Genomic DNA, 19,422 nt, shown 5'->3' on the forward strand with positions numbered 1-19,422 from the left:
GTCCTAATCCTTGTTCGTCACGAAATCCGCGATCGCCTCGACCAGTTCGGGCGTAACGGGTTTCGAGGGATCGGCATAGGCCGCGAGGTTGGCGGCGCGACCTTCCCCGGTGACCGACTTGAGCACGTGGTTCATGTCGGCAATCTCGACATAGACCGCGTCCGGCTGCGCATCGGCCAGCGCCTTACCGTCGGTAGGCGGCGTCTGGATGTCCTTGCCGCCCGAGACGACCAGCATCGGGACCTCGACCGAGCTGGCGAGTTCCGCCGGATCGCGGGCCATCATGTCCTTGAGGAAGCCCTGCACCTGCGGCGCGAAAAGACCCATGAGCGCGGGGTGCATGCCGGTAACATCGACCGTGCCTCCCGCCTCCAGCGTGTCGATCGCCTCCAGCGCCTGATCGAGAATCGGCGCATTGGCCGGGTTCGCCTGCAGCTGCTCTCGCAGGATGGTACCGGTCTTGCGGCCCATCGAGGCGACGAGAAGCAAGCCGCAGATGCCTTCGGGCCGCTGCGCTGCCTCGAGCGCGACCAGCCCACCTTCGCTGTGGCCGAGCACCCAGACGCACTTGGCGCCGGTCGCGGTCTTCGCAGAGGCGATCCAGCTGTGTACGTCATCGGCATAGGCGGCGATGGTGACGTCGTTCGCGTCGGGGATCGCGGCGGCGCTGCCGAACATGCCGCGCTTGTCGATCCGCACGCTGCCGATCCCCCGCTCGCCAAGCGCCTCGGCAAGGAGGCGATAGCTCGCGGCGGTGACACCCATAGGGTTGTTGCCGTCGCGGTCGGTAGGGCCCGAGCCGGGGATGATCAGGACGACCGGCTGTCCGTCCTGCGGCGCGATCAGCGTGCCGGCGAGATCGCCTTCGGGGCCTGCAGCGGTGATCGCTTCCTGGCTTAGCGCGGGGCTTCCCGCGGCTAGGCCGGCTGCAGCGAAGATTGCTAGCGTCGTTCTCATGGCATCACTCCTTGGGCGGCCTTCCGCGCTTGGGCGCTGGGCTCTGTTTCACCTCGATCCCGCGCTCTTTCAGCGCCTCGCGCAAAAGCATCTCGATCTGCGCATTGGCGCTCCTGAGCTCGTCTGCGGCAAGGCGTTCGACCGCAGCGTGAACCGCCGGGTCGAGACGCAATGCAAAGGCTTTCTTTTGCGGCATCTAATGACTCTGGGGAATTTCCCGTTCTGCCCCCGGGGGTTAGTAGATCGATCCGGCGTTGATGACCGGATGCGCTTCCTTCTCGCCGCACAGCACGACCATCAGGTTCGAAACCATCGTCGCTCGGCGTTCGTCGTCCAATTCGACGATGCCGTCCTGCGACAGCTTGGTCAGCGCATCCTCGACCATGCCGACCGCTCCCAGCACGATCTTGGCGCGTGCGGCGATGATGGCATCGGCCTGCTGGCGCTTGAGCATCGCGCTGGCGATTTCGCTGGCATAGGCGAGGTGGGTGAGGCCCGCCTCGTCGACGACGATGCCAGCGACCTTGAGGCGGTCGTTCAGCTCTTCGAGCAGCTCGGCATTGATCACCTCACCACCACTGCGCAGCGTGACTTCCTCGCCTTCGAAATCGTCATAGGGGTGGCGTGAGCCGACGGTGCGGAGACCCGCCTCGATCTGGATGTTCACGAATTCCTTGTAGTCGTCGACGTCGAAGCTCGCCTGCGCGGTATCGCGCACGCGCCACACGACGTTGCAGGCGATCTCAATCGGGTTGCCGCGCAGGTCGTTAATCTTGACCCGTTCGGAATGCATGTTGTGCGCACGCGCAGAGATTTTCTTACGTGCCATCCACGGCCACACCCAGCGCAGGCCCTCGGTCCGCTCCGAACCGCGATATTCGCCGAAGAGGGTGATCACGGCAGCCTGGTTGGGCTGGATCATGAAGAAGCCCGAAGCAACAATCAGCACTGCGATCAGCGAGATCACGAGCGAGCCGACGAACATGATCTTGGCCGCCTTGGTCGCGCCGTCGCCCGGCACCATGCCCGGCAGCAGCAGCGCCAGCACGGCAATAAGCCCGACAAGCACGAGCAGCATGATGTAGCCATTATAGCTGGTCGCCGCCCTCTCGCGGCTGGTCTTCATTCCTGACAATTCGACTGACATGACGAATCACTCCTCCGATATAATTATGATATCATATTTATATCGTCGGGAGGGATTTGCAAGGAAAACCGGTCAGTGGCGCGCGATCTCCATCAGGAAGCGCTCGCCATAGGCCTCCAGCTTCTTTCCGCCGACGCCGCCGATGCGGCCCATTTCCGCCATGCTGGACGGGCGTGCCGCAGTCATTTCGCGCAAGGTGCTGTCGTGGAAGATGACATAGGGCGGGACCTGCGCTTCGGCGGCGAGCTCGCGGCGCAGTTCGCGCAGGGCCTCGAATAGAGGATCGCCGACGGGGTTCGCTTCGTCACCTCCGCGCCGTCCGCGGCGCTGGCGCTTGGGCGGGACGACGATGGCGACGTCCCGCTCGCCTTTCAGGATCTCGCGCGCGCTACCGCCCAGTGCCAGCCCGCCGTGTTCTGTGGGGACGAGGTCTCCCCGCGCCTGTAGCGCCCTGCCCAGCGGCTGGAGCAGGCGCGCCTCATCGCCCTCGACGATACCGTGGACGCTGAGCCGGTCATGCCCTTTCGAGCGCACGCGTTCGTCCTCGGCCCCGGTGAGCACCTTCTGCAGATGGCCCATGCCGAAGCTTTGTCCTGTCCGGTAGACGGCGGAGAGCAGCTTGCGGGCAAGTTCGGTCACCTCGGTCACTGCGGGCGGATCGAGGCAATTGTCGCAATTGCCGCATCGCTCGGGCGGGTCCTCGCCGAAGTGGCGAAGCAGGATCGCGCGTCGGCAATGCGGGGTCTCGACCAGTGCGGCGAGCGCATCGAGGCGCGAACGCTCGGCATTGCGGCGCTCCTCGTCTACCTCGGAAAGGCGCATGCGGGCGGTGGCGAAGTCGCCCGCTCCCCAGAACATGGTGGCGGCGGAGGGATCGCCGTCGCGGCCTGCGCGGCCCGTTTCCTGGTAATAGGCCTCGATCGACTTGGGCACGCCGACATGCGCAACGAAACGCACGTCGGGCTTGTCGATCCCCATGCCGAAGGCGACCGTGGCGACGATCACCATGTCCTCGCTCGCCACGAAGGCGGCTTGGTTGGCGGCGCGCGTTTCGGGGTCGAGACCCGCGTGATAGGGCAGGACCGATCTACCGGTCGTGGCAGCTAGCTTCTCGGCGAGTTCCTCCACCTTCCTGCGGGTCGGCGCGTAGACGATGCCCGGACCCGGCCGCTCGCTCATCAGCGTCGTCAGCTGGCGGACCGGATTGTCTCGGTGGCGGATGGCGTAGCGGATATTCGGTCGATCGAAGCCAGCGAGAACCAGCCCGTCTTCCGGAATGCCGAGCTGGGTGAGGATGTCTACGCGCGTCTGCTTGTCGGCCGTCGCCGTCAGAGCGAGGCGCGGGACCTCGGGAAAGGCGTCCATCAGCGGGCGCAGCATGCGGTAGTCGGGCCGGAAATCGTGTCCCCATTCGGATACGCAATGCGCTTCGTCGATCGCAAACAGGGCGAGGCGTGCCGAGGAAAGCAAATCACGGAATGCCGGCTGGCTCGCGCGCTCGGGTGCGACATAGAGCAGGTCCAGCTCACCTGCGCGGAAGGCGTCCTGCGTCTCGCGCCAGTCGGCATCGGCGCTGGTCAGCGTGGCGGCGCGGATGCCGTTCGCCCGCGCGCTCCTCAGCTGGTCATGCATCAGCGCGATCAGCGGGCTGATCACGACGCAGGTGCCCACCCGCATGACGGCAGGCAGCTGGTAGGTGAGCGACTTGCCCGCACCCGTTGGCATCACCGCCAGCGAGGATCGCCCGGCAAGCGTGCGCTCGACCACCTCGGCCTGTCGTCCGCGGAAATCGTCGAAGCCGAAGGTCGCGCGCAGCGTTTCGCGCGCGTTCGGCATATCGAGGACTGGACTGGAGGCCATGCCTCCTGTTGCCACATGGTCGCGCCCACGCAAGCTGGCGACCATGCTTTTTCCCTTGGCGTGAGGCCAAAGGTGCGATTAACCACGCCCGCACATACCACTCGAGGAGAATATTCGATGAAATTCCGTCTTGCCGCCGCCACTGCCGCATTGCTTGCCCTCGCTGCTTGCGGCAGCGCCGACGATGCTTCGACCGAGGCCGAGGCCAACACCGTCGAAGTCGCTGCAGACGAGGCGATGGAGCCGGTGACCGAAGAGCCGGTCGAAGATCCCGCAGCGGATATCGAGGAAGACACCGCCCCGACGGCAGCCGAAGCAGCTTCGGTCGAGGAAGCTGGCGACGAAGCTGCTGCAACGGCTGCTGCCGCGCTCGACGCGATGGCCGACGACAGCCAGTAATCTGGCTCAGGCAGGGCGCGGGGTCACTTGCCCCGTCGCCCTTGCCGTAACGTCCTTTGCTGCACCTGAAAGGAGGGATAGCCTGATCCCGATGAAGCGACTCGCGCCCCTCCTTCTCCTGGCCTCGCCGATACTGGCCGGCTGCGATACCTCCGCAGGCGAAACGCCGCTGCCGCCGGCGACGCAGCAGGAGGAAGATGCGCTCAAGGACGCGGAGGCGATGCTCGAGGAGCAGCGCAATCCACCCGAGACGGTCGCCACTGAAGGAGAGAGTGAGTGAGCACCCCCAATCCCGGAATGGACCAGGACACCTTCGACCAGTTCCTAGAGCAGCTCGAACGCTATGTCCGCGAACGGCTGATCCCCGCGGAAAAGGATGTCATCGCCAATGACGCCTTGCCCGAGGATATCGTCTCCGAGATGAAGGAAATGGGTCTGTTCGGCCTGACCGTTCCCGAAGAACACGGCGGTGCGGGCCTCAACGTGACGCAATACGCCAAGGTCGTGCAGACCATGGCATATGCCGCGCCCGCCTATCGTTCGATCTTCTCGATCAACGTCGGCATGTTCAATTCCGCAATCAAGAACGGCGGCACGGCCGAGCAGCAGGCCGAATGGTGGCCGCGCATTGCAGCCGGCGAGATCGCCTGCTTCGGCCTCACCGAGCCCGGCAGCGGCTCGGACAGCGCTGCGATGCAGACCATGGCCAAGCCCGATCCCGAGGGTAACGGCTGGATCCTCAACGGCACCAAGCGCTACATCACCAACGCCCCGCACGCCGACGTCGGTCTGATCATGGCGCGCACCGAGAAGGAAGCGCTGCCCAAGAACGCGCATGTCAGCGCCTTCATCGTACCGATGAATACTCCCGGCGTTTCGACCAGCAGCCCCGACAAGAAGATGGGGCAGGCGGGCAGCCATATCTCCGACGTCATGCTCGACGACGTGCATGTTCCCGGTGACGCGCTGCTTGGCGGCGAGACCGGCAAGGGCTTCCGCTTCGCCATGATGAGCCTCGATAACGGCCGCATCTCGGTCGGCGCGGCCAGCACGGGCTACGCGCGGCGCGCGCTCGACAGCGCGATCAAATATGCCAACGAGCGCCAGGCCTTCGGTGAGCCGATAGCCAATTTCCAGCTGATCCAGCAGATGCTCGCCGAGAGCTGGACCGAGATCTACGCCGCCGAGGCGATGATGGCGGACGTGACCGCACGCGTCGACCGGGGCGAGGATACGGTGAAGGAAGCTGCGGCTTTCAAGGTCTTTGCGTCCGAGATGTGCGGCCGCGTGGTCGACCGCGTTGTGCAGGTCTATGGTGGTGCGGGCTATCTAGCCGAATACGATGCAGAACGTTTCTTCCGCGACGCGCGCATCTACCGAATCTACGAGGGCACGACGCAGATCCTCCAGCTGCAGATCGCCAAGCGGATGCTGCGCGAATATGCGGCGGGCCTCTGAGGCGTGTACGGCTTACTCAACGACCTGAGCATCATCGAGGCCTCGAGCTTCGTCGCCTCGCCTACCGCCGGCCTCTACTGCGCGCAGATGGGTGCCGAAGTGATCCGCGTCGATCACAAGGAAGGCGGGCTCGATTACGACCGCTACATGCTCACGAAAGAGGGCCGCTCGCTTAGCTGGGAAAACCTCAACCGGGCGAAGAAGTCGGTCGCGCTTGATCTGAGGAGCGGCGAGGGGCGCGAGCTTCTTGTCGAACTGTCGGCGAAGACCGGCAATCTCATCACCAACTTGCCCGAAAAGAGCTTCCTCTCGCACGAGGCCGTGGCGGCGAACTGCCCCGATCTCGTCAGCGTACGCATCATGGGCTGGCACGACGGGCGGCAGGCGATGGACTTCACCGTCAACGCCGCGAGCGGTTATCCGCTCATGTGCGGGCCGGAGGAATGGGACGAGGCAACAGCCCCGCCGGTGAACCAGGTCCTGCCCGCGTGGGATTTCATCACGGGAGCCTATTGCGCCTTCGCTCTAATCGCAGCGATCCGCCACCGAGACCACACGGGCGAGGGTAGCGAACTGCGCGTGCCACTGGGCGATGTCGCCATCGGCACGGTCGCGAACAGCGGCGCGATGGCCGAAATGCTCTATCGCGGCGCCGATCGCGAGCGACTGGGCAATGCGATCTGGGGCGCCTTCGGACGCGATTTCCGCAGCCTCGACAACACGCGCTTCATGGTGGCGGCGCTGACGGCCAAGCAGTGGTCCGGCCTGGTGAAGGCATTCGGTGTGGAAGACGAGATCGCCGCTCTCGAGCAGAATTGCGGCGTGCGCTTCGCCGATGGGGACGATCCGCGCTTCAAGCATCGCCATGCGCTGTTCGACCTCTTCCAGTCGCGCGCCGGAACGATGGACTGGCCCGAACTCGAACGCCGCATGGCCGCCGAAGGCTGCACCTTCGAACGCTATCGCACGATGCACGAGGCTGCGAACGACCCCGTGCTGGTTGGCGACAACCCGCTCTTTACGCGCACATCCGCAAACCCCTCGGGCTTCGAATATCCCGCCACCCGCAGCTTCGCCAATATTCCGGGCCGCGAGGCCGGCGGGCCAGCGCCTGCACCCTATCTTGGACAACATACCGAGGAAGTCCTCGCGACACGCCTCGGCCTGTCTGCGGGTGCGATCGGCAAGCTCGTCGACCGCGATATCGCCCGCCTTTCCGACAAGGATTGACCCATGACTGAACTCCGCCGCGTCGCCATTTGTAAGCCGCTCCGCACGCCGGTCGGCAAATTCCTCGGCAGCCTTGTCCCGCTCGAAGCGGGCGCGCTGGGCGCGGTGATCATCAAGGCTCTCGTCGAGCGTTCGGGAATCGATCCGATGCGCGTCGACGACGTCGTGTTCAGCCAAGGCTATGGAAGCGGCGAAGCACCCGCCATCGGACGCTGGAGCTGGCTTGCCGCCGGTTACCCGATCGAGGTTCCGGGCATGCAGCTCGACCGGCGGTGCGGCTCGGGTCTGCAAGCGGTCGCCACCGCTGCGATGATGGTCCAGACCGGTGTCGCCGACTGCGTACTCGCCGGCGGCGTCGAGAGCATGTCGAATGTCGAGCACTACACCACCAAGGCCCGCCACGGTGCGCGCATGGGCGACATGGTGCTGTGGGACCGCCTGACGCGCGGCCGACTCCTCAGCCAGCCGATCGAGCGGTTCGGTGTCATCACCGGCATGATCGAAACGGCGGAAAACCTCGCCAAGGACTACGACATCAGCCGCGAGGCGTCGGACGAGTTTGCCGTGCGCAGCCACCAGAATGCCACTCGCGCATGGGCCGAGGGCAAGTTCGACGAACAGCTCGTGCCGGTCGAAATCCCTCAGCGCCGCGGCGATCCGGTTCTTTTCGCAAAGGACGAGGGCTTCCGCGAGGATGCGAGTATGGAGACGCTCGGCAAGCTGCGCGCGATCGACCTCAAGCGCGATCCGGAGGCCATCGTCACCGCGGGCAATGCCAGCCAGCAGAACGATGCGGCCGCTGCCTGTCTCGTGGTGGCAGAAGACAAGGTCGAGGAGCTCGGCCTCGAACCGATCCTGTGGCTCCATTCATGGAGCGCGGCGGGCTGCGATCCCAGCCGCATGGGCATCGGCCCGGTTCCGGCGGTCGAGCGGCTGTTTGCAAGGAACGGGCTCGGCTGGGACGACATCGGCCTGATCGAACTCAACGAAGCCTTCGCTCCGCAGGCGCTCGCCGTGCTGAAGGGCTGGGGCTTTGCCGAGGACGACAGCAGACGCGAAATCGTGAACGTCAACGGCTCGGGCATCTCGCTCGGCCACCCGATCGGTGCGACGGGCATCCGTATCCTTGCCGACTTGGCGCACGAAATGCAGCGCCGCGAAGTGCGCTACGGCCTTGAGACCATGTGCATCGGCGGCGGGCAGGGCATGGCCGCCGTATTCGAGCGCGCGGCCTAGTCCAGCCGGTACTTCGCGATCGGCTCGATCACACCATAGGTTTCTTCGCGCGGCTCGCGGTCGAGGTCGGGAAAGTCGATTGCCGGCGGATCGCATTCGGTATCGGGCATGCGGTCGAGCAGGTCGCGCACCAGCGTCAGCCGACCAAGCTTCTGGTCGTTGAAATCGACCAGCGTCCACGGCGCGTGGCTGGTATGCGTGTGCCTCAGCATTTCCTCGCGCGCCTCGGTATAGGCATCGTATTTGTCGCGTGCGGCAAGGTCGATCGGTGACAGCTTCCAGCGTTTGAGCGGGTCTTCCAGTCGCTCACGCAGCCGCTCTTCCTGCCTCTCCTGGTCGGTACCGAGCCAGTATTTGAACAGCAGAATGCCATCGTCGACGAGCATCTTCTCGAAGGTCGGGACCTGGTCGAGGAACTGCTCGACCTGGGCGTCGCTCGCAAAGCCCATGACCTTCTCGACGCCTGCCCGGTTGTACCAGCTACGGTCGAACAGGACGATCTCGCCCTTGGTCGGCAGGTGGTCGACATAGCGCTGGAAATACCACTGGCCCTGCTCGTCCTCGGTCGGCTTGCCCAGCGCGACGACATGGCACTGGCGCGGATTGAGCTTTTCGGAAACCGCGCGGATCGCTCCGCCTTTGCCGGCTGTATCGCGCCCTTCGAAGAGCACCACGATGCGCTGGCCGGTGACGCGCGCCCAGCGTGCCATGGCCACCAGTTCTTCGCGCATGGGTTCGAGCTCGGCTTCGTATTCTTTGCGTTTGATGGGCAAGGGCATCTCCCGATTTGTATGGCGCCGTCAAAGCTACTATCTAACGCAGTGATATGGCTACGCTAGCAGAACCCGAACACGATTTTTCGAAGCTTCCCGATTTGCCGGACGATGTCTTCACTGCGCCGCTGAAAAAGCCGGAGCATGTAGGCGACGACTGGCTGGAGCCGAAGCAGACCGAATACGACAGCGAAGACGACGCGATCTGGGACGATCTGTTCAAGCGGCAGATGCAAATGCTTCCCGGCCGAGCGGCGACCGCTTTCATGGAAGGCACCGAGAAGCTCGACCTCGGGCGCAGCGGCGTTCCCGAATTCGGCAAGCTGTCCGAAGAACTCGACAAGCTGACCGGCTGGAGCGTGGTCCCGGTGCCCATGTTGATCCCCGATCACGTGTTCTTCTGGCACCTCGCCAACCGACGTTTCCCGGCAGGCAATTTCATCCGCACGCGCGAGACCTTCGACTACATCCAGGAACCCGACGTCTTCCACGATGTCTTCGGCCACGTGCCGATGCTGACCGACCCTGTCTATGCCGATTATATGCAGGAATACGGCAAGGCCGGCTGGAAGGCGATGCGCTACAACCGGCTCAAAGCGCTGGGTTCACTCTACTGGTACACGGTCGAATTCGGCCTGATCGAGGAAAAGCCGGGCGACATCCGCGCCTATGGTGCGGGCATCCTCTCGGGGCCGACCGAGGTGGTCTATTCGGTGGAGGCGGAAAGCCCCAACCGGATCATGCTCAATGTCGATCGGGTGATGCGGACCGACTACGTGATCAGCGATCTGCAGCCGACCTATTTCGTGATTTCCAGCTTCGAGGATCTCTACCGCCAGACGGTGGAGCGCGATTTCGACAAGCTCTACAAAAGTTTGGGTGCCGGGTTCACCTATGCGAACACCGCGGTCATCGACGTCGACTACGTGGTCAATCGCGGGACGCTCGAATACACGCTGCGCGGCGGGCGGGGTAGCGGCGCGAAGCCGGTCTAGGACATAAGAAAACGGCCCCGGATCGCTCCGGGGCCGCCCAAATTTCCAAAGCGGAAATCTCTTGGAATTACATGCCGTCCAATTCGTCGGCAGCTTCTTCCATGTTGTCTTCAGCTTCGTCAGCTGCTTCGTTCATGGCGTCGGCCTCGGCTTCCATGCCGGCTTCTTCCATCGCGTCAGCTTCGTTTTCCATGGCAGTTTCGGTGGCTTCAGCCTGGTCTTCCATGGCTTCTTCCTGCGGGCCGTCGCATGCAGCGAGGCCGAGGCTCATGGCAGCAGCCGAAGCGACGAGAGCAGTTTTGGTGAATTTCATCGGTATTCCCCTTTTCCAGTCGATTGAAGAGCCCGTCGCGACCTCGCGACCATTCCCAATCATGGCAAAAATGTGGTTCGGCCCCATTGGTTCCGGTCAGACCGACAAAAAGGGCCCCGGATCACTCCGGGGCCCTTCGAATTCCGTTAGGAACGACCTAGCTTACATGCTCTCGTCGACCACGTCTTCCGCGTTTTCTTCCATCGCGTCGGTCTGGTCGTCGATGACGTCGGCCTGGTCTTCGGTGATTTCGCCGGCCTCTTCCATGGCGTCGACCTGTGCGTCACGCACGTCTTCGGTCGCTTCGATTTCGTCTTCCATCTGGTTTTCGGCTGCGCTGTCGCATGCTGCGAGGCCGAGGCTCATGGCTGCGGCCGATGCGACGAGTGCGGTCTTGGTGAACTTCATTGTGTTTTCCCCTTTGAAGATGGAGCGCGGAAAGATTTGGCCGGGCTCCTGATTGATTGAAAGCGTCGGCAAGCGCTCAGCGGAATGCCCGTTCGCGCACGACGTTGTACAAACCGATTACCACGATGGCGCCCAACACGGCCCACAGGAGCGTCGATGCCTTGATGGCACCGAGAAAAACGCCTCCTGACGTGACCAGCCCTACACCCAGCGAACCGACGATACCGGCAACGACATTGCGAAGAATGCCGCGTCCTTCCTCGATCTGCAGGGCGATCGTGGCCAGCCAGCCCAACAGGGCGCCGGTAACGATCAGGATAATCAGACCCATCTAGTCTTCCTTGCGGTTTGCACTTGCACAATCAAAGCGGAGTGCGGCGGAAGGTTCCGAGAATGTGACTAAAAGGTGTCAGAACAATGCCGGCAATGTGCCTCAAAGTAGCAGGAGAAGGGCCATTCCGAGCAGCACGCGGTAAACCACGAACACCATCATCGAGGCCTTCTTGAGGAAGTTCATCAGGAACATCATCGTGGCCAGCGCTGTGAAGAAGGTCAGCACGCCCGAAACCAGCGCATCCTGTTGCATCTGCGCAGTCGCCTCGGACAGGTCGAAGGCGGCGAGCAGGCCCGCCCCAGCGACGGCGGGGATTGCGAGCAGGAAGGAGAAGCGGGCCGATTCCACGCGACCGTAGCCCAGCGCGCGCGCCGCAGTCATCGTGGCGCCCGAACGGCTGGTGCCGGGAATGAGCGCCATGGCCTGCGCCAAGCCGACGAGGATCGCGTCCTTGAGGCTCATGTCCTCATAGGCCTTGGTCTGCTTGCCGAACTTGTCGGCGAGGCCGAGCAGGATGCCGAAGACGATGAGGTTTGTCGCTACGAGGTCGGTCGAGCGGAAACCTTCGAGATAGCCGCCCATCTTGATGAACAATCCAGCGAGTACGGCCGGGATCGTCCCGATGACGATGAACCAGAACAGACGGCGCTGTTCGTCGTCCTTGCCGAGCCCGACGCTGGCGAAACCGCCGCGTGCAAGGCCTGCCACATCCTTCCGGAAGTAAAGCATGATCGCGAGCAGCGAGCCGATGTGGACCGCCACGTCGATCAGCGGTCCCTGGTCCGGGAAATCAGTCAGCTTCGGGATCAGGATGAGGTGTCCCGAGGAGGAAATCGGGAGGAACTCGGTGATGCCCTGGACGATCGCGATGATCAATTCTTGAAGGAAGGTCATGGGCCGTGGGAATTGGCAGAACGGCTTGCCAAGTCAATTTCTTTTGTTTTGCGCACCCGCCTCTGCGGGCGCGTCCTCGCTCGACGTGCGCCAAGCCGCACCCGCTGCGGGCGGGCGGTCGCCCTGTCGGTCGGCTGGTCGCCGACCGTAAAAAACCCCGCCGACCATCGGCCGGCGGGGTTCCACTCCTCTCTCTTGGAGCTTGTCTTACCAGATCTTGATGCGCTCTTCGGGCGGCAGGTACAGCTCGTCCTCGGGGCCGACATTGAAGGCGTCGTACCAAGCGTCGATATGGCGTACCGCATTGTTCAGGCGGAATTCGCCCGGCGGGTGGTTGGCGGTCATCACGCGGTTTCGCAGCGATTCCTCGCGCTCCATCCCGCGCCATATCTGCGCGAAACCGAGGAAGAAGCGCTGGTCGCCGGTAAGGCCGTCGATCACGGGTGCTTCCTCGCCGTTCAGCGAGAGCTTGTAGGCCTGGTAGGCCATCTGCAGGCCGACCACGTCGCCGAGCGTCTCACCCATCGACTGGCCGCCGCGCAGGCAGACCGGGCCTTCCGGGCTGTCGACCGGGCAATAGGATTCGATGAACTCGGCCATGCGGGCAGTGTACTGTTCGAAGCCCTCACGGTCTTCATCCTGCCACCAGTTGCGCAGCGTGCCTTCGGCATCGAATTGGCTGCCCTGGTCGTCGTAGCCGTGGCCGATCTCGTGACCGATCACAGCGCCGATGCCGCCGTAGTTTACGGCCTCGTCTGCTTGCGCGTTGAAGAACGGCGGCTGCAGGATCGCGGCGGGGAAGACGATGCGGTTGGTGAGCGGCGAATAATACGCGTTCACCGTCTGCGGGAACATGCCCCACTCGGTCGGATCGACTTCGGTTCCGAGCCGCTTGCGGTTGTCCTCGACGTTCCAGGCACGCGCATTCATCGCATTGCCAAGCGGGTCGGTGGGATCGATTTCCAAGCCCTCATAGGTCTCGAACTCGTCGGGATAGCCGATCATCGGGGTGAAACCGTTGAGCTTGGCGCGCGCCTCTTCGATCGTTGCGGGCGTCATCCACTCGTTGCGGTCGAGAGCGCCCGACATGGCGCGCTGGAGGTTGGCGACCAGCGTGTCCATGCGTGCCTTGCTCTCGGGCGGGAAGTAACGCTCGACATAGAGCGCGCCGAGCTGTTCGCCGAGTGCGCCTTCGACAGCCGAGATACCGCGCTTCCAGCGATCCTGCTGCTCTTCGCGGCCACTGATCGTGCGGCCGTAGAAATCGAACACGGTCTCGTCGAGCTCGCTCGACAGCAGCGCCGCGTTCGAGCCGAGGAAGCTCTTGGCCATATAGGCCTGAAGCGTCGGCAGCGGAGTTTCGGTGAGCAATGCCATCATACCGGGCAGGCCGCCACCGATCATCGCCTTCTGCTCGTCGGTGAGCTTCTCATTGGCGATTTCTTCGTCGGTCGGCGGAAGCTGGCGGGCGAGGAAACGGGTCTCGCCGTCGAACTTCGCGGTCGCAAGCAAGGTTTCGATCGGGAAGTCGCCGGCCATGTCGGCCAGTTCTTCACGGGTGAGAACGTTGTAGGTCAGCTGCGGACGGCGCAGCATCTGGCGCGCCCATTCGAGCTCGGCGACCTTCGTTTCGAAGGCGTAGACCGATTCCGCCGCATCGCGCGCATCGGCATAGCCGGCGGCGCCGAGGACGGTGGTGAGATAGTCGAGATAGGCCTCGCGGATCTTCAGGTTGCTTTCCGAATCGACGAGGTAATAGTCGCGGTCGGGCAGGCCCATGCCGTCGAAGCCGATGCTGACAGCATATTGCGTCGGGTTGCGGGCATCGATGCCGACGCCTGCGCTCACGAGCGAGGGGTAGCCCGGAGTGCCGAACAGCTTGACGAGATCATCGAGGCTCTGCGCGCCGAAGATCTGGTTGAGATAGGGCTGTGCGGGCGCGAGGCCCGATGCGTCGATCGCCTCGACATCCATGTAGGAATTATAGGCATCGACAATGCGGCGGGCAGCCGTGCCGGGCTCCGGGTTGGAGGCGGCAAGGTCGTTCACCAGTCGGCGGACGTCGTAGATTGCCTCTTCACGCAGCATGTCGAAGGCGCCGTAACGCTGGCGGTCGCCGGGGATCTCGTTCGAGGAGATCCAGATGCCATTGACGTAGGCGTTGAAATCGTCGCCCGGATCGACGCTCTGGTCGATCAACGAGGTGCCGACACCCCAGGTGCCGAAGTCCATGGTGGGCGCCGTGCTTTCCGTTTCGGCTTCTTCTGCAACGGCGGGTGCCGCCATCATCAGGGCAAGCGCGGATGCGCCTGCGGCGAATAGTGTCCTAGTCATCTGGTAACTCCCGGTAATGTCCGGTCCGGCGCCTTCCCAGGGCGCGCGAAACCTCGTGCAGTCTGGCTAGCAGATCGGGAGCAAAGGAGTTGCCGCTCGTCGGGCGAAGCGCGGGCTTGGTCGAGGAATCAAGCCGTTTCGGTGCCGAATTGCAGTTTGGCAAGCCGCGCATAGAGCCCGCCATTGGCCGAAAGCTGGTCGTGCGTGCCCTGTTCGACGATGCGCCCTTCTTCCATCACCACGATACGATCAGCCGCGCGTACGGTCGCGAGGCGGTGCGCGATGACCAGCGTGGTGCGGTCTTCCATCAGGTGCTCGAGCGCGTCCTGCACGAGCCGTTCGCTTTCGGCATCGAGCGCGCTGGTCGCTTCGTCGAGGAGCAGGATCGGGGCATCGCGCAGCAACGCGCGGGCGATCGCGATGCGCTGGCGCTGGCCGCCGGAAAGCTGGGTTCCATTCTCGCCGAGATGCGTGTCGAGGCCCTGCGGCAGGTTCTCGAGGAACTCGGCCGCATTGGCAGCGCGGGCTGCTGCCCAGACCTGTTCGTCGCTCGCCTCCCAATTGCCGTAACGCAGGTTGTCGCGCGCATTGGCGGAGAACAGGACGCCCTCCTGAGGGACGAAGGCGATGCGCTTGCGGATTTCTGCCGGATCGGCCTTGGTCAGCGGGATGCCGTCGAGGCGCACCGTGCCGGCCTGCGGGTCGTAGAAACGCTCTGCGAGCTGGAAGATGGTCGACTTGCCTGCGCCCGATGGGCCGACGATGGCGACCGTCTCGCCCGGCTCGACCTCAAGGCTGAAGTCCTCGATCGCGGCGGTTTCGGGCCGCGTCGGATAGCGGAAGTCGACATTGCGGAACGAGAGGCTGCCGCGCGGCGGCACGGGCAGCGGCATGGGCTTTTCGGGCGCGGCGATCTCGGGCGTCTCGTCGAGCAGCTCCGAAAGGCGGCTGGCGGCACCCGCGGCGCGCAACAGGTCGCCATAGACCTCGGTCAGTGCGCCGAATGCACCGGCTACCAGCGCGGATGCGAAGACGAAGCTGACGATCGTGCCATAGGTGATGGCGCCGTCATTGGCTGCTTCCGCTCCGCGCCAGACGAGCACGGTGATGCCGCCGAAGATGAACAGGATGATGCAGGCCGTCAGAGCTGCACGGATGATGATCCGGCGCTTGGCGACGGTAAAAGTGCGCTCGACCGTGTCCTCGAAGCGGGCGTGCTCGCGGCTTTCCTGGTTGAAGCCCTGCACGATCTTCATCGCCGAAAGCACTTCGGTCACATTCGCGCCGATATCGGCAACGCGGTCCTGGCTGGTGCGGCTCACTTTGCGCAGCCTGCGGCCGAACAGCGTGATCGGGATCACGATCAGCGGGATAATGAGCACGAGGCCGATGGTCAGGCCCGGCACGAGGTAGAAGAGGTAGGCCGTCCCGCCGATCGCCACGAGCACGTTGCGCAGGGCGACAGATACGGTGGTGCCGACCATGGTCTCGATCAGCGCCGTGTCGCTGGTCATGCGGCTGGAGATTTCCTTGGGGCTGTTCACCTCGTAGAAGCCCGGCGCGAGGCGCAGGAGGTTCTGCTGCACGCGTTTGCGGACATCGGCGACCACGCGCTCGCCCAGCCAGCTCACGAAGTAGAATCGCAGCGCCGTGCCCAATGCCAGCACGCCGACGATGGCCAACAGGACCTCGAACCAGAAGGTGAGCTGCGAGCCATCACCGCCCATCCCCTGGTCGACCACGTACCGGAGCCCGGCCGGGATCGCCAGCGTGGCGCCCGCGGTGATGATGAGCGCGACCAGAGCCATCGCGACATGGCCCGGGTAGTTGCGCATTTCGGCAAAAACCATGCGCAAGGGCCGCAGCGAACGCGGCTCGCCCTTGCGTCGCCGCGCGAACAGCTTGCGCTTTTTCTTCTGTCCGGCGCCCGTCTCGTCCATTCCGCCCACCTAGTGTGCGCGTTACCCAAAATCCACAGCAGAGCGGCCTTACCGGCACTTTTACCCAGTTTGTGCATTGCACAATGACGATCCACGGGGCAGAACCGCCGTCCGACTTTCTCCCGCAGAGAACATAAAAAGCGCGGGCCGCAGGGGACGAGAATGCTTTACCACGCCTATGAACTGCAGCGCAGCTGGCTTTCGAGCGCCAGCACCTGGGCCTCGATTGGTGCCGAGATGCTGTCCAATCCATCGCTGCCTTTCGGTTACATGGGCATGGGGCCGGTCGCCGCGAGCGCCCTCGACGTGTTCGCCCACGCCACGGCGACCTATGGCAAGCCTGCATGGGGTATCGAAACGGTCGAGGCAGACGGCCGACACCACCCGGTCGAGGAAGCGACCGTGGTCAACAAGCCCTTTGGCGATCTCAAGCGCTTCCGGCGCGAGGACCTGCCCGAAGATGCGCCGCGCCTGCTGATCGTCGCGCCGATGAGCGGCCACTACGCCACACTGCTGCGCGGTACGGTCGAGCGTATGCTGCAGGAATACACGGTCTATGTCACCGACTGGGCCGATGCGCGCAATGTGCCGCTGCACGAAGGCCATTTCGACCTCGACGACTACATGGACTACGTGATCGAGTTCCTCGAGCACATCGGCCCCGGCGCGCACGCGATGGCGGTGTGCCAGCCCTCGGTGCCCGTATTTGCCGCGACCGCGATCATGAATCGCGACAAGCACCCCTGCACACCGAAGACGCTCACGATGATGGGCGGCCCGATCGACACGCGCTGCTCGCCTACCAGCGTCAACGACCTCGCGATGGAACGCCCGATCGAGTGGTTCCGCCAGAACGTGATCGCCACCGTGCCGATGCAATATCGCGGCGCTGGACGACGGGTCTATCCCGGCTTCATGCAGCTCGCCGGCTTCATGAGCATGAACCTCGGCAACCACATGATGAGCCACTACGAGATGTTCAAACACCTCACCGTGGGCGATGAGGCGAGCGCGCAGGCGACCAAGGATTTCTACGACGAATATCGCAGCGTCTGCGACATGACCGCGGAGTTCTACCTCCAGACCGTGCAGGAGGTTTTCCAGGACCATGCGATCCCCAAGGGCACTTTCATGCACCGCGGCAAGCGTATTGACCTCGGCGACATCACCGAGACGGCGCTTCTCGCCATCGAGGGCGAACGCGACGACATTTCGGGCCTCGGCCAGACCAAGGCTGCGCTCGACCTGACTCCCAACCTCAAGGACGCGAAGAAGCGCTACTATATGGCCGAAGGCGCCGGGCACTACGGCATCTTCAACGGCAGCAAATGGCGCGGGAAGATCGCTCCCGTGGTCGAAGAATTCATCGCCGCGCACGGGTAAGGGCGACTCCACAGCTCCTTCGGGGAAACCCCGCTTAAAGAACGGCTTGTCGGTGCTTTTGCGAAAGGCGCCGGCCGGGTCTATGATTCCTACCATTGAGAGGGTCGCTCATTGGGAGGAAACCATGAGAAAATCCGACGCTCTCGCAGCCATTGCGCTGCTCGCTCTCGCCGCCGGCTGCAGCAAGGTCGAAGAGGCTGATAACGGCGCCGCAGACGGTGCCGCCGCCGAGACTACCGCCGGACAGACCCCGCTAGAAAGCGCGCTCTCGGCAGGTCCCGAAGACGTGACCAACAACGCCACGGTGCTCGATGCCGACGGCAATGTCGTCCGCGAAGGGACCAACGGCTGGACCTGCATCGCCGAGACTCCCGGCATGGGCCCGATGTGCAACGACGCGGTATGGATGGAAGCGCTGGGTGCGCTGCAGGCTGGCGAGCCCTTCCCGACCGGGAAGTTCGGCATGTCCTACATGCTGGCCGGCGAGGGCGGCGCACCGGGTGTCAGCAATCTCGATCCGTCGGCGACCGAACCCACGGATGACAACATGTGGATCAAGGATGGTCCCCACCTGATGATCATCCTGCCTGACCCCGCGCTCTACGCGGACATGACCAATGACACGTCCGAGCCGGTCTATGTCATGTGGAAGGACACGCCCTACGCACACCTCATGGTCCGGATCGCGCCAGCAGAAGAGTAATGGGCTCGCGCGGGCCGGGCGGCGCTACTCGTTAGCCGCCATCACCGTGATGGGTACTGCCGTCGTCTCGGCATTGACGCGTGCATGCGTGATCAGGACATGCGTGCCAGGCGCCATTTCGCGCCTCAGCCGCGTCAGCATTCCGTGCGGCATGCGAAGGCGGGAAAGCGCCGTCGCGTCGACACCGTGCGGGTCGTCCTTGTCGTGGCCGGGCAGCGGCACGAGCGACCAGTGCGGCGAGCCTTGCGCATCGACCGTCAGTGTCGCGACCATCGTGGCACTCGGCGCGCCGGGCAGTTCGACCCTCGAGCGGCCGACCTCGATCCCGTTGCGCATGACGACCATCTCCTGGTCGGAGGTCGAAATGACCACCGCCAGCGGGCCTTCGGCACCTTCCACTTCCTCCCACCGGAACGCGGATTGCAGCGGCTCGTAACCCTGCGGCAGGCCTTCGACCGTTGCCGGCGACAGGACCCCTGCCGCGGGAATTTTCACCGGAGCACCCGCGCGGCCTTGGACGATCACGGTTCCGCCCATCGAGGTAGTGCCGAACAGCTCGTGCGCGAAATTGTAGGGCAGGTGCACACAGCCGTGGCTCTCGGGATAGCCGGGCAGGCCGCCCGCGTGCAGCGCAACCCCGTCCCACGTCAGCCGTTGCTGGAAGGGCATCGGCGCGTTGTTATAGGTCGAGGAATGGTGGTTGCGGTCCTTCTGGAGGATCTTGAAAACGCCGGTCGGCGTCTCGTGCCCGGGCTTGCCGGTGGAGACGGTCGAAACTCCGATCCTGATCCCGTTGCGATAGATATCCGCGACCTGCCGCGACAGGTCGACATAGACCACCACCGGGCCATCGGGCGAAATTTCCGGAGCCCAGACCCATTCGCCGGGCTTCAATTCGCTCGCGCGCTGGGCCAGCTCGACGGGCGAGGTGACCTTAGCGCCTTGTGCAAGAGCAGCAACGGGCGCGCAGGCTGCTGCGATCGACAATGCAAGGGCCGTAAAACGCATGAATTCCTCCCGCTCTTTGGATTGCGAAGTCTGTCCAAGCGCGCGGTGCG

Annotated in this window: 20 protein-coding genes; 8 read left to right on the forward strand and 12 right to left on the reverse strand. The window is 64.0% G+C overall.

Annotated elements, in window-relative coordinates; translation table 11 throughout:
- Positions 1-3: 3 nt before the first annotated feature.
- The 4 genes from ACZ1G8_RS07355 to recQ all read right to left on the reverse strand — a co-directional run bounded on the left by ACZ1G8_RS07355 (position 4) and on the right by recQ (position 3,964).
- Complete coding sequence (locus ACZ1G8_RS07355) at positions 4-957, reverse strand: alpha/beta hydrolase (protein ID WP_472678820.1); 954 nt, start codon at positions 955-957, stop codon at positions 4-6.
- Positions 958-961: 4 nt separating this feature from the next.
- Positions 962-1,153 carry a type II toxin-antitoxin system antitoxin gene (locus ACZ1G8_RS07360; protein ID WP_472678821.1) on the reverse strand — a complete coding sequence of 64 codons (192 nt, stop codon included), beginning with the start codon at positions 1,151-1,153 and terminating at the stop codon, positions 962-964.
- A gap of 39 nt (positions 1,154-1,192) precedes the next feature.
- Positions 1,193-2,104: an SPFH domain-containing protein gene (locus ACZ1G8_RS07365; RefSeq protein ID WP_472678822.1), complete on the reverse strand. Its 912-nt coding sequence runs from the start codon at positions 2,102-2,104 to the stop codon at positions 1,193-1,195.
- 72 nt (positions 2,105-2,176) lie between these two features.
- Positions 2,177-3,964 (reverse strand): DNA helicase RecQ, encoded by a 1,788-nt coding sequence (gene recQ, locus ACZ1G8_RS07370; protein ID WP_472678823.1) that lies wholly within the window; start codon positions 3,962-3,964, stop codon positions 2,177-2,179.
- 117 nt (positions 3,965-4,081) lie between these two features.
- On the opposite strand from recQ, the gene ACZ1G8_RS07375 reads away from it, so the two are divergent.
- From ACZ1G8_RS07375 to ACZ1G8_RS07395, 5 genes are all read left to right on the forward strand, one after another.
- Positions 4,082-4,363 carry a hypothetical protein gene (locus ACZ1G8_RS07375; RefSeq protein WP_472678824.1) on the forward strand — a complete coding sequence of 94 codons (282 nt, stop codon included), beginning with the start codon at positions 4,082-4,084 and terminating at the stop codon, positions 4,361-4,363.
- Positions 4,364-4,454: 91 nt separating this feature from the next.
- On the forward strand, positions 4,455-4,643 hold the full coding sequence (locus ACZ1G8_RS07380) for a hypothetical protein (RefSeq protein WP_472678825.1): 189 nt from the start codon (positions 4,455-4,457) through the stop codon (positions 4,641-4,643).
- A gap of 17 nt (positions 4,644-4,660) precedes the next feature.
- Positions 4,661-5,821 (forward strand): acyl-CoA dehydrogenase family protein, encoded by a 1,161-nt coding sequence (locus ACZ1G8_RS07385; protein ID WP_472681216.1) that lies wholly within the window; start codon positions 4,661-4,663, stop codon positions 5,819-5,821.
- A gap of 3 nt (positions 5,822-5,824) precedes the next feature.
- Positions 5,825-7,051, forward strand: a complete 1,227-nt coding sequence (locus ACZ1G8_RS07390) for a CoA transferase (protein WP_472678826.1) — start codon at positions 5,825-5,827, stop codon at positions 7,049-7,051.
- Positions 7,052-7,054: 3 nt separating this feature from the next.
- Positions 7,055-8,287, forward strand: coding sequence for an acetyl-CoA C-acetyltransferase (locus ACZ1G8_RS07395; protein WP_472678827.1), 1,233 nt, complete (start codon positions 7,055-7,057; stop codon positions 8,285-8,287).
- On the opposite strand, the gene ppk2 is transcribed toward ACZ1G8_RS07395, so the two are convergent.
- Entirely contained in the window at positions 8,284-9,018 is a 735-nt protein-coding gene (ppk2, locus tag ACZ1G8_RS07400) for a polyphosphate kinase 2 (RefSeq protein ID WP_472681218.1), read from the reverse strand. The genes ACZ1G8_RS07395 and ppk2 overlap by 4 nt on opposite strands.
- Before the next feature lie 95 nt (positions 9,019-9,113).
- Between ppk2 and phhA the strand changes: the two genes are divergently transcribed.
- Positions 9,114-10,055, forward strand: coding sequence for a phenylalanine 4-monooxygenase (gene phhA / locus ACZ1G8_RS07405; RefSeq protein WP_472678828.1), 942 nt, complete (start codon positions 9,114-9,116; stop codon positions 10,053-10,055).
- 67 nt (positions 10,056-10,122) lie between these two features.
- Here the strand turns inward: phhA and ACZ1G8_RS07410 are convergent, their stop codons facing one another.
- The 6 genes from ACZ1G8_RS07410 to ACZ1G8_RS07435 all read right to left on the reverse strand — a co-directional run bounded on the left by ACZ1G8_RS07410 (position 10,123) and on the right by ACZ1G8_RS07435 (position 16,278).
- Positions 10,123-10,368: a hypothetical protein gene (locus tag ACZ1G8_RS07410; RefSeq protein ID WP_472678829.1), complete on the reverse strand. Its 246-nt coding sequence runs from the start codon at positions 10,366-10,368 to the stop codon at positions 10,123-10,125.
- 162 nt (positions 10,369-10,530) lie between these two features.
- The gene (locus ACZ1G8_RS07415) at positions 10,531-10,776 is read right to left on the reverse strand and encodes a hypothetical protein (RefSeq protein ID WP_472678830.1); all 246 of its coding nucleotides are present in this window, start codon (positions 10,774-10,776) and stop codon (positions 10,531-10,533) included.
- 76 nt (positions 10,777-10,852) lie between these two features.
- Positions 10,853-11,107: a GlsB/YeaQ/YmgE family stress response membrane protein gene (locus ACZ1G8_RS07420; RefSeq protein ID WP_472678831.1), complete on the reverse strand. Its 255-nt coding sequence runs from the start codon at positions 11,105-11,107 to the stop codon at positions 10,853-10,855.
- A 102-nt stretch (positions 11,108-11,209) separates the two neighbouring features.
- Positions 11,210-12,004, reverse strand: coding sequence for an undecaprenyl-diphosphate phosphatase (locus ACZ1G8_RS07425; RefSeq protein WP_472678832.1), 795 nt, complete (start codon positions 12,002-12,004; stop codon positions 11,210-11,212).
- Between the two features lie 207 nt (positions 12,005-12,211).
- Positions 12,212-14,338 (reverse strand): M13 family metallopeptidase, encoded by a 2,127-nt coding sequence (locus tag ACZ1G8_RS07430; RefSeq protein ID WP_472678833.1) that lies wholly within the window; start codon positions 14,336-14,338, stop codon positions 12,212-12,214.
- A 128-nt stretch (positions 14,339-14,466) separates the two neighbouring features.
- On the reverse strand, positions 14,467-16,278 hold the full coding sequence (locus ACZ1G8_RS07435; RefSeq protein ID WP_472678834.1) for an ABC transporter transmembrane domain-containing protein: 1,812 nt from the start codon (positions 16,276-16,278) through the stop codon (positions 14,467-14,469).
- A 162-nt stretch (positions 16,279-16,440) separates the two neighbouring features.
- Here ACZ1G8_RS07435 and ACZ1G8_RS07440 point away from each other — a divergent pair, with 162 nt between their 5' ends.
- A complete protein-coding gene (locus ACZ1G8_RS07440) occupies positions 16,441-17,661 on the forward strand; it encodes a polyhydroxyalkanoate depolymerase (RefSeq protein WP_472678835.1) in 1,221 nt (406 codons plus the stop codon).
- A gap of 124 nt (positions 17,662-17,785) precedes the next feature.
- A complete protein-coding gene (locus ACZ1G8_RS07445) occupies positions 17,786-18,364 on the forward strand; it encodes a hypothetical protein (protein ID WP_472678836.1) in 579 nt (192 codons plus the stop codon).
- A 24-nt stretch (positions 18,365-18,388) separates the two neighbouring features.
- On the opposite strand, the gene ACZ1G8_RS07450 is transcribed toward ACZ1G8_RS07445, so the two are convergent.
- Entirely contained in the window at positions 18,389-19,372 is a 984-nt protein-coding gene (locus ACZ1G8_RS07450) for a L,D-transpeptidase family protein (protein WP_472678837.1), read from the reverse strand.
- Positions 19,373-19,422: the final 50 nt, after the last annotated feature.

The organism is Qipengyuania sp. BR81-2 (assembly GCF_055693895.1).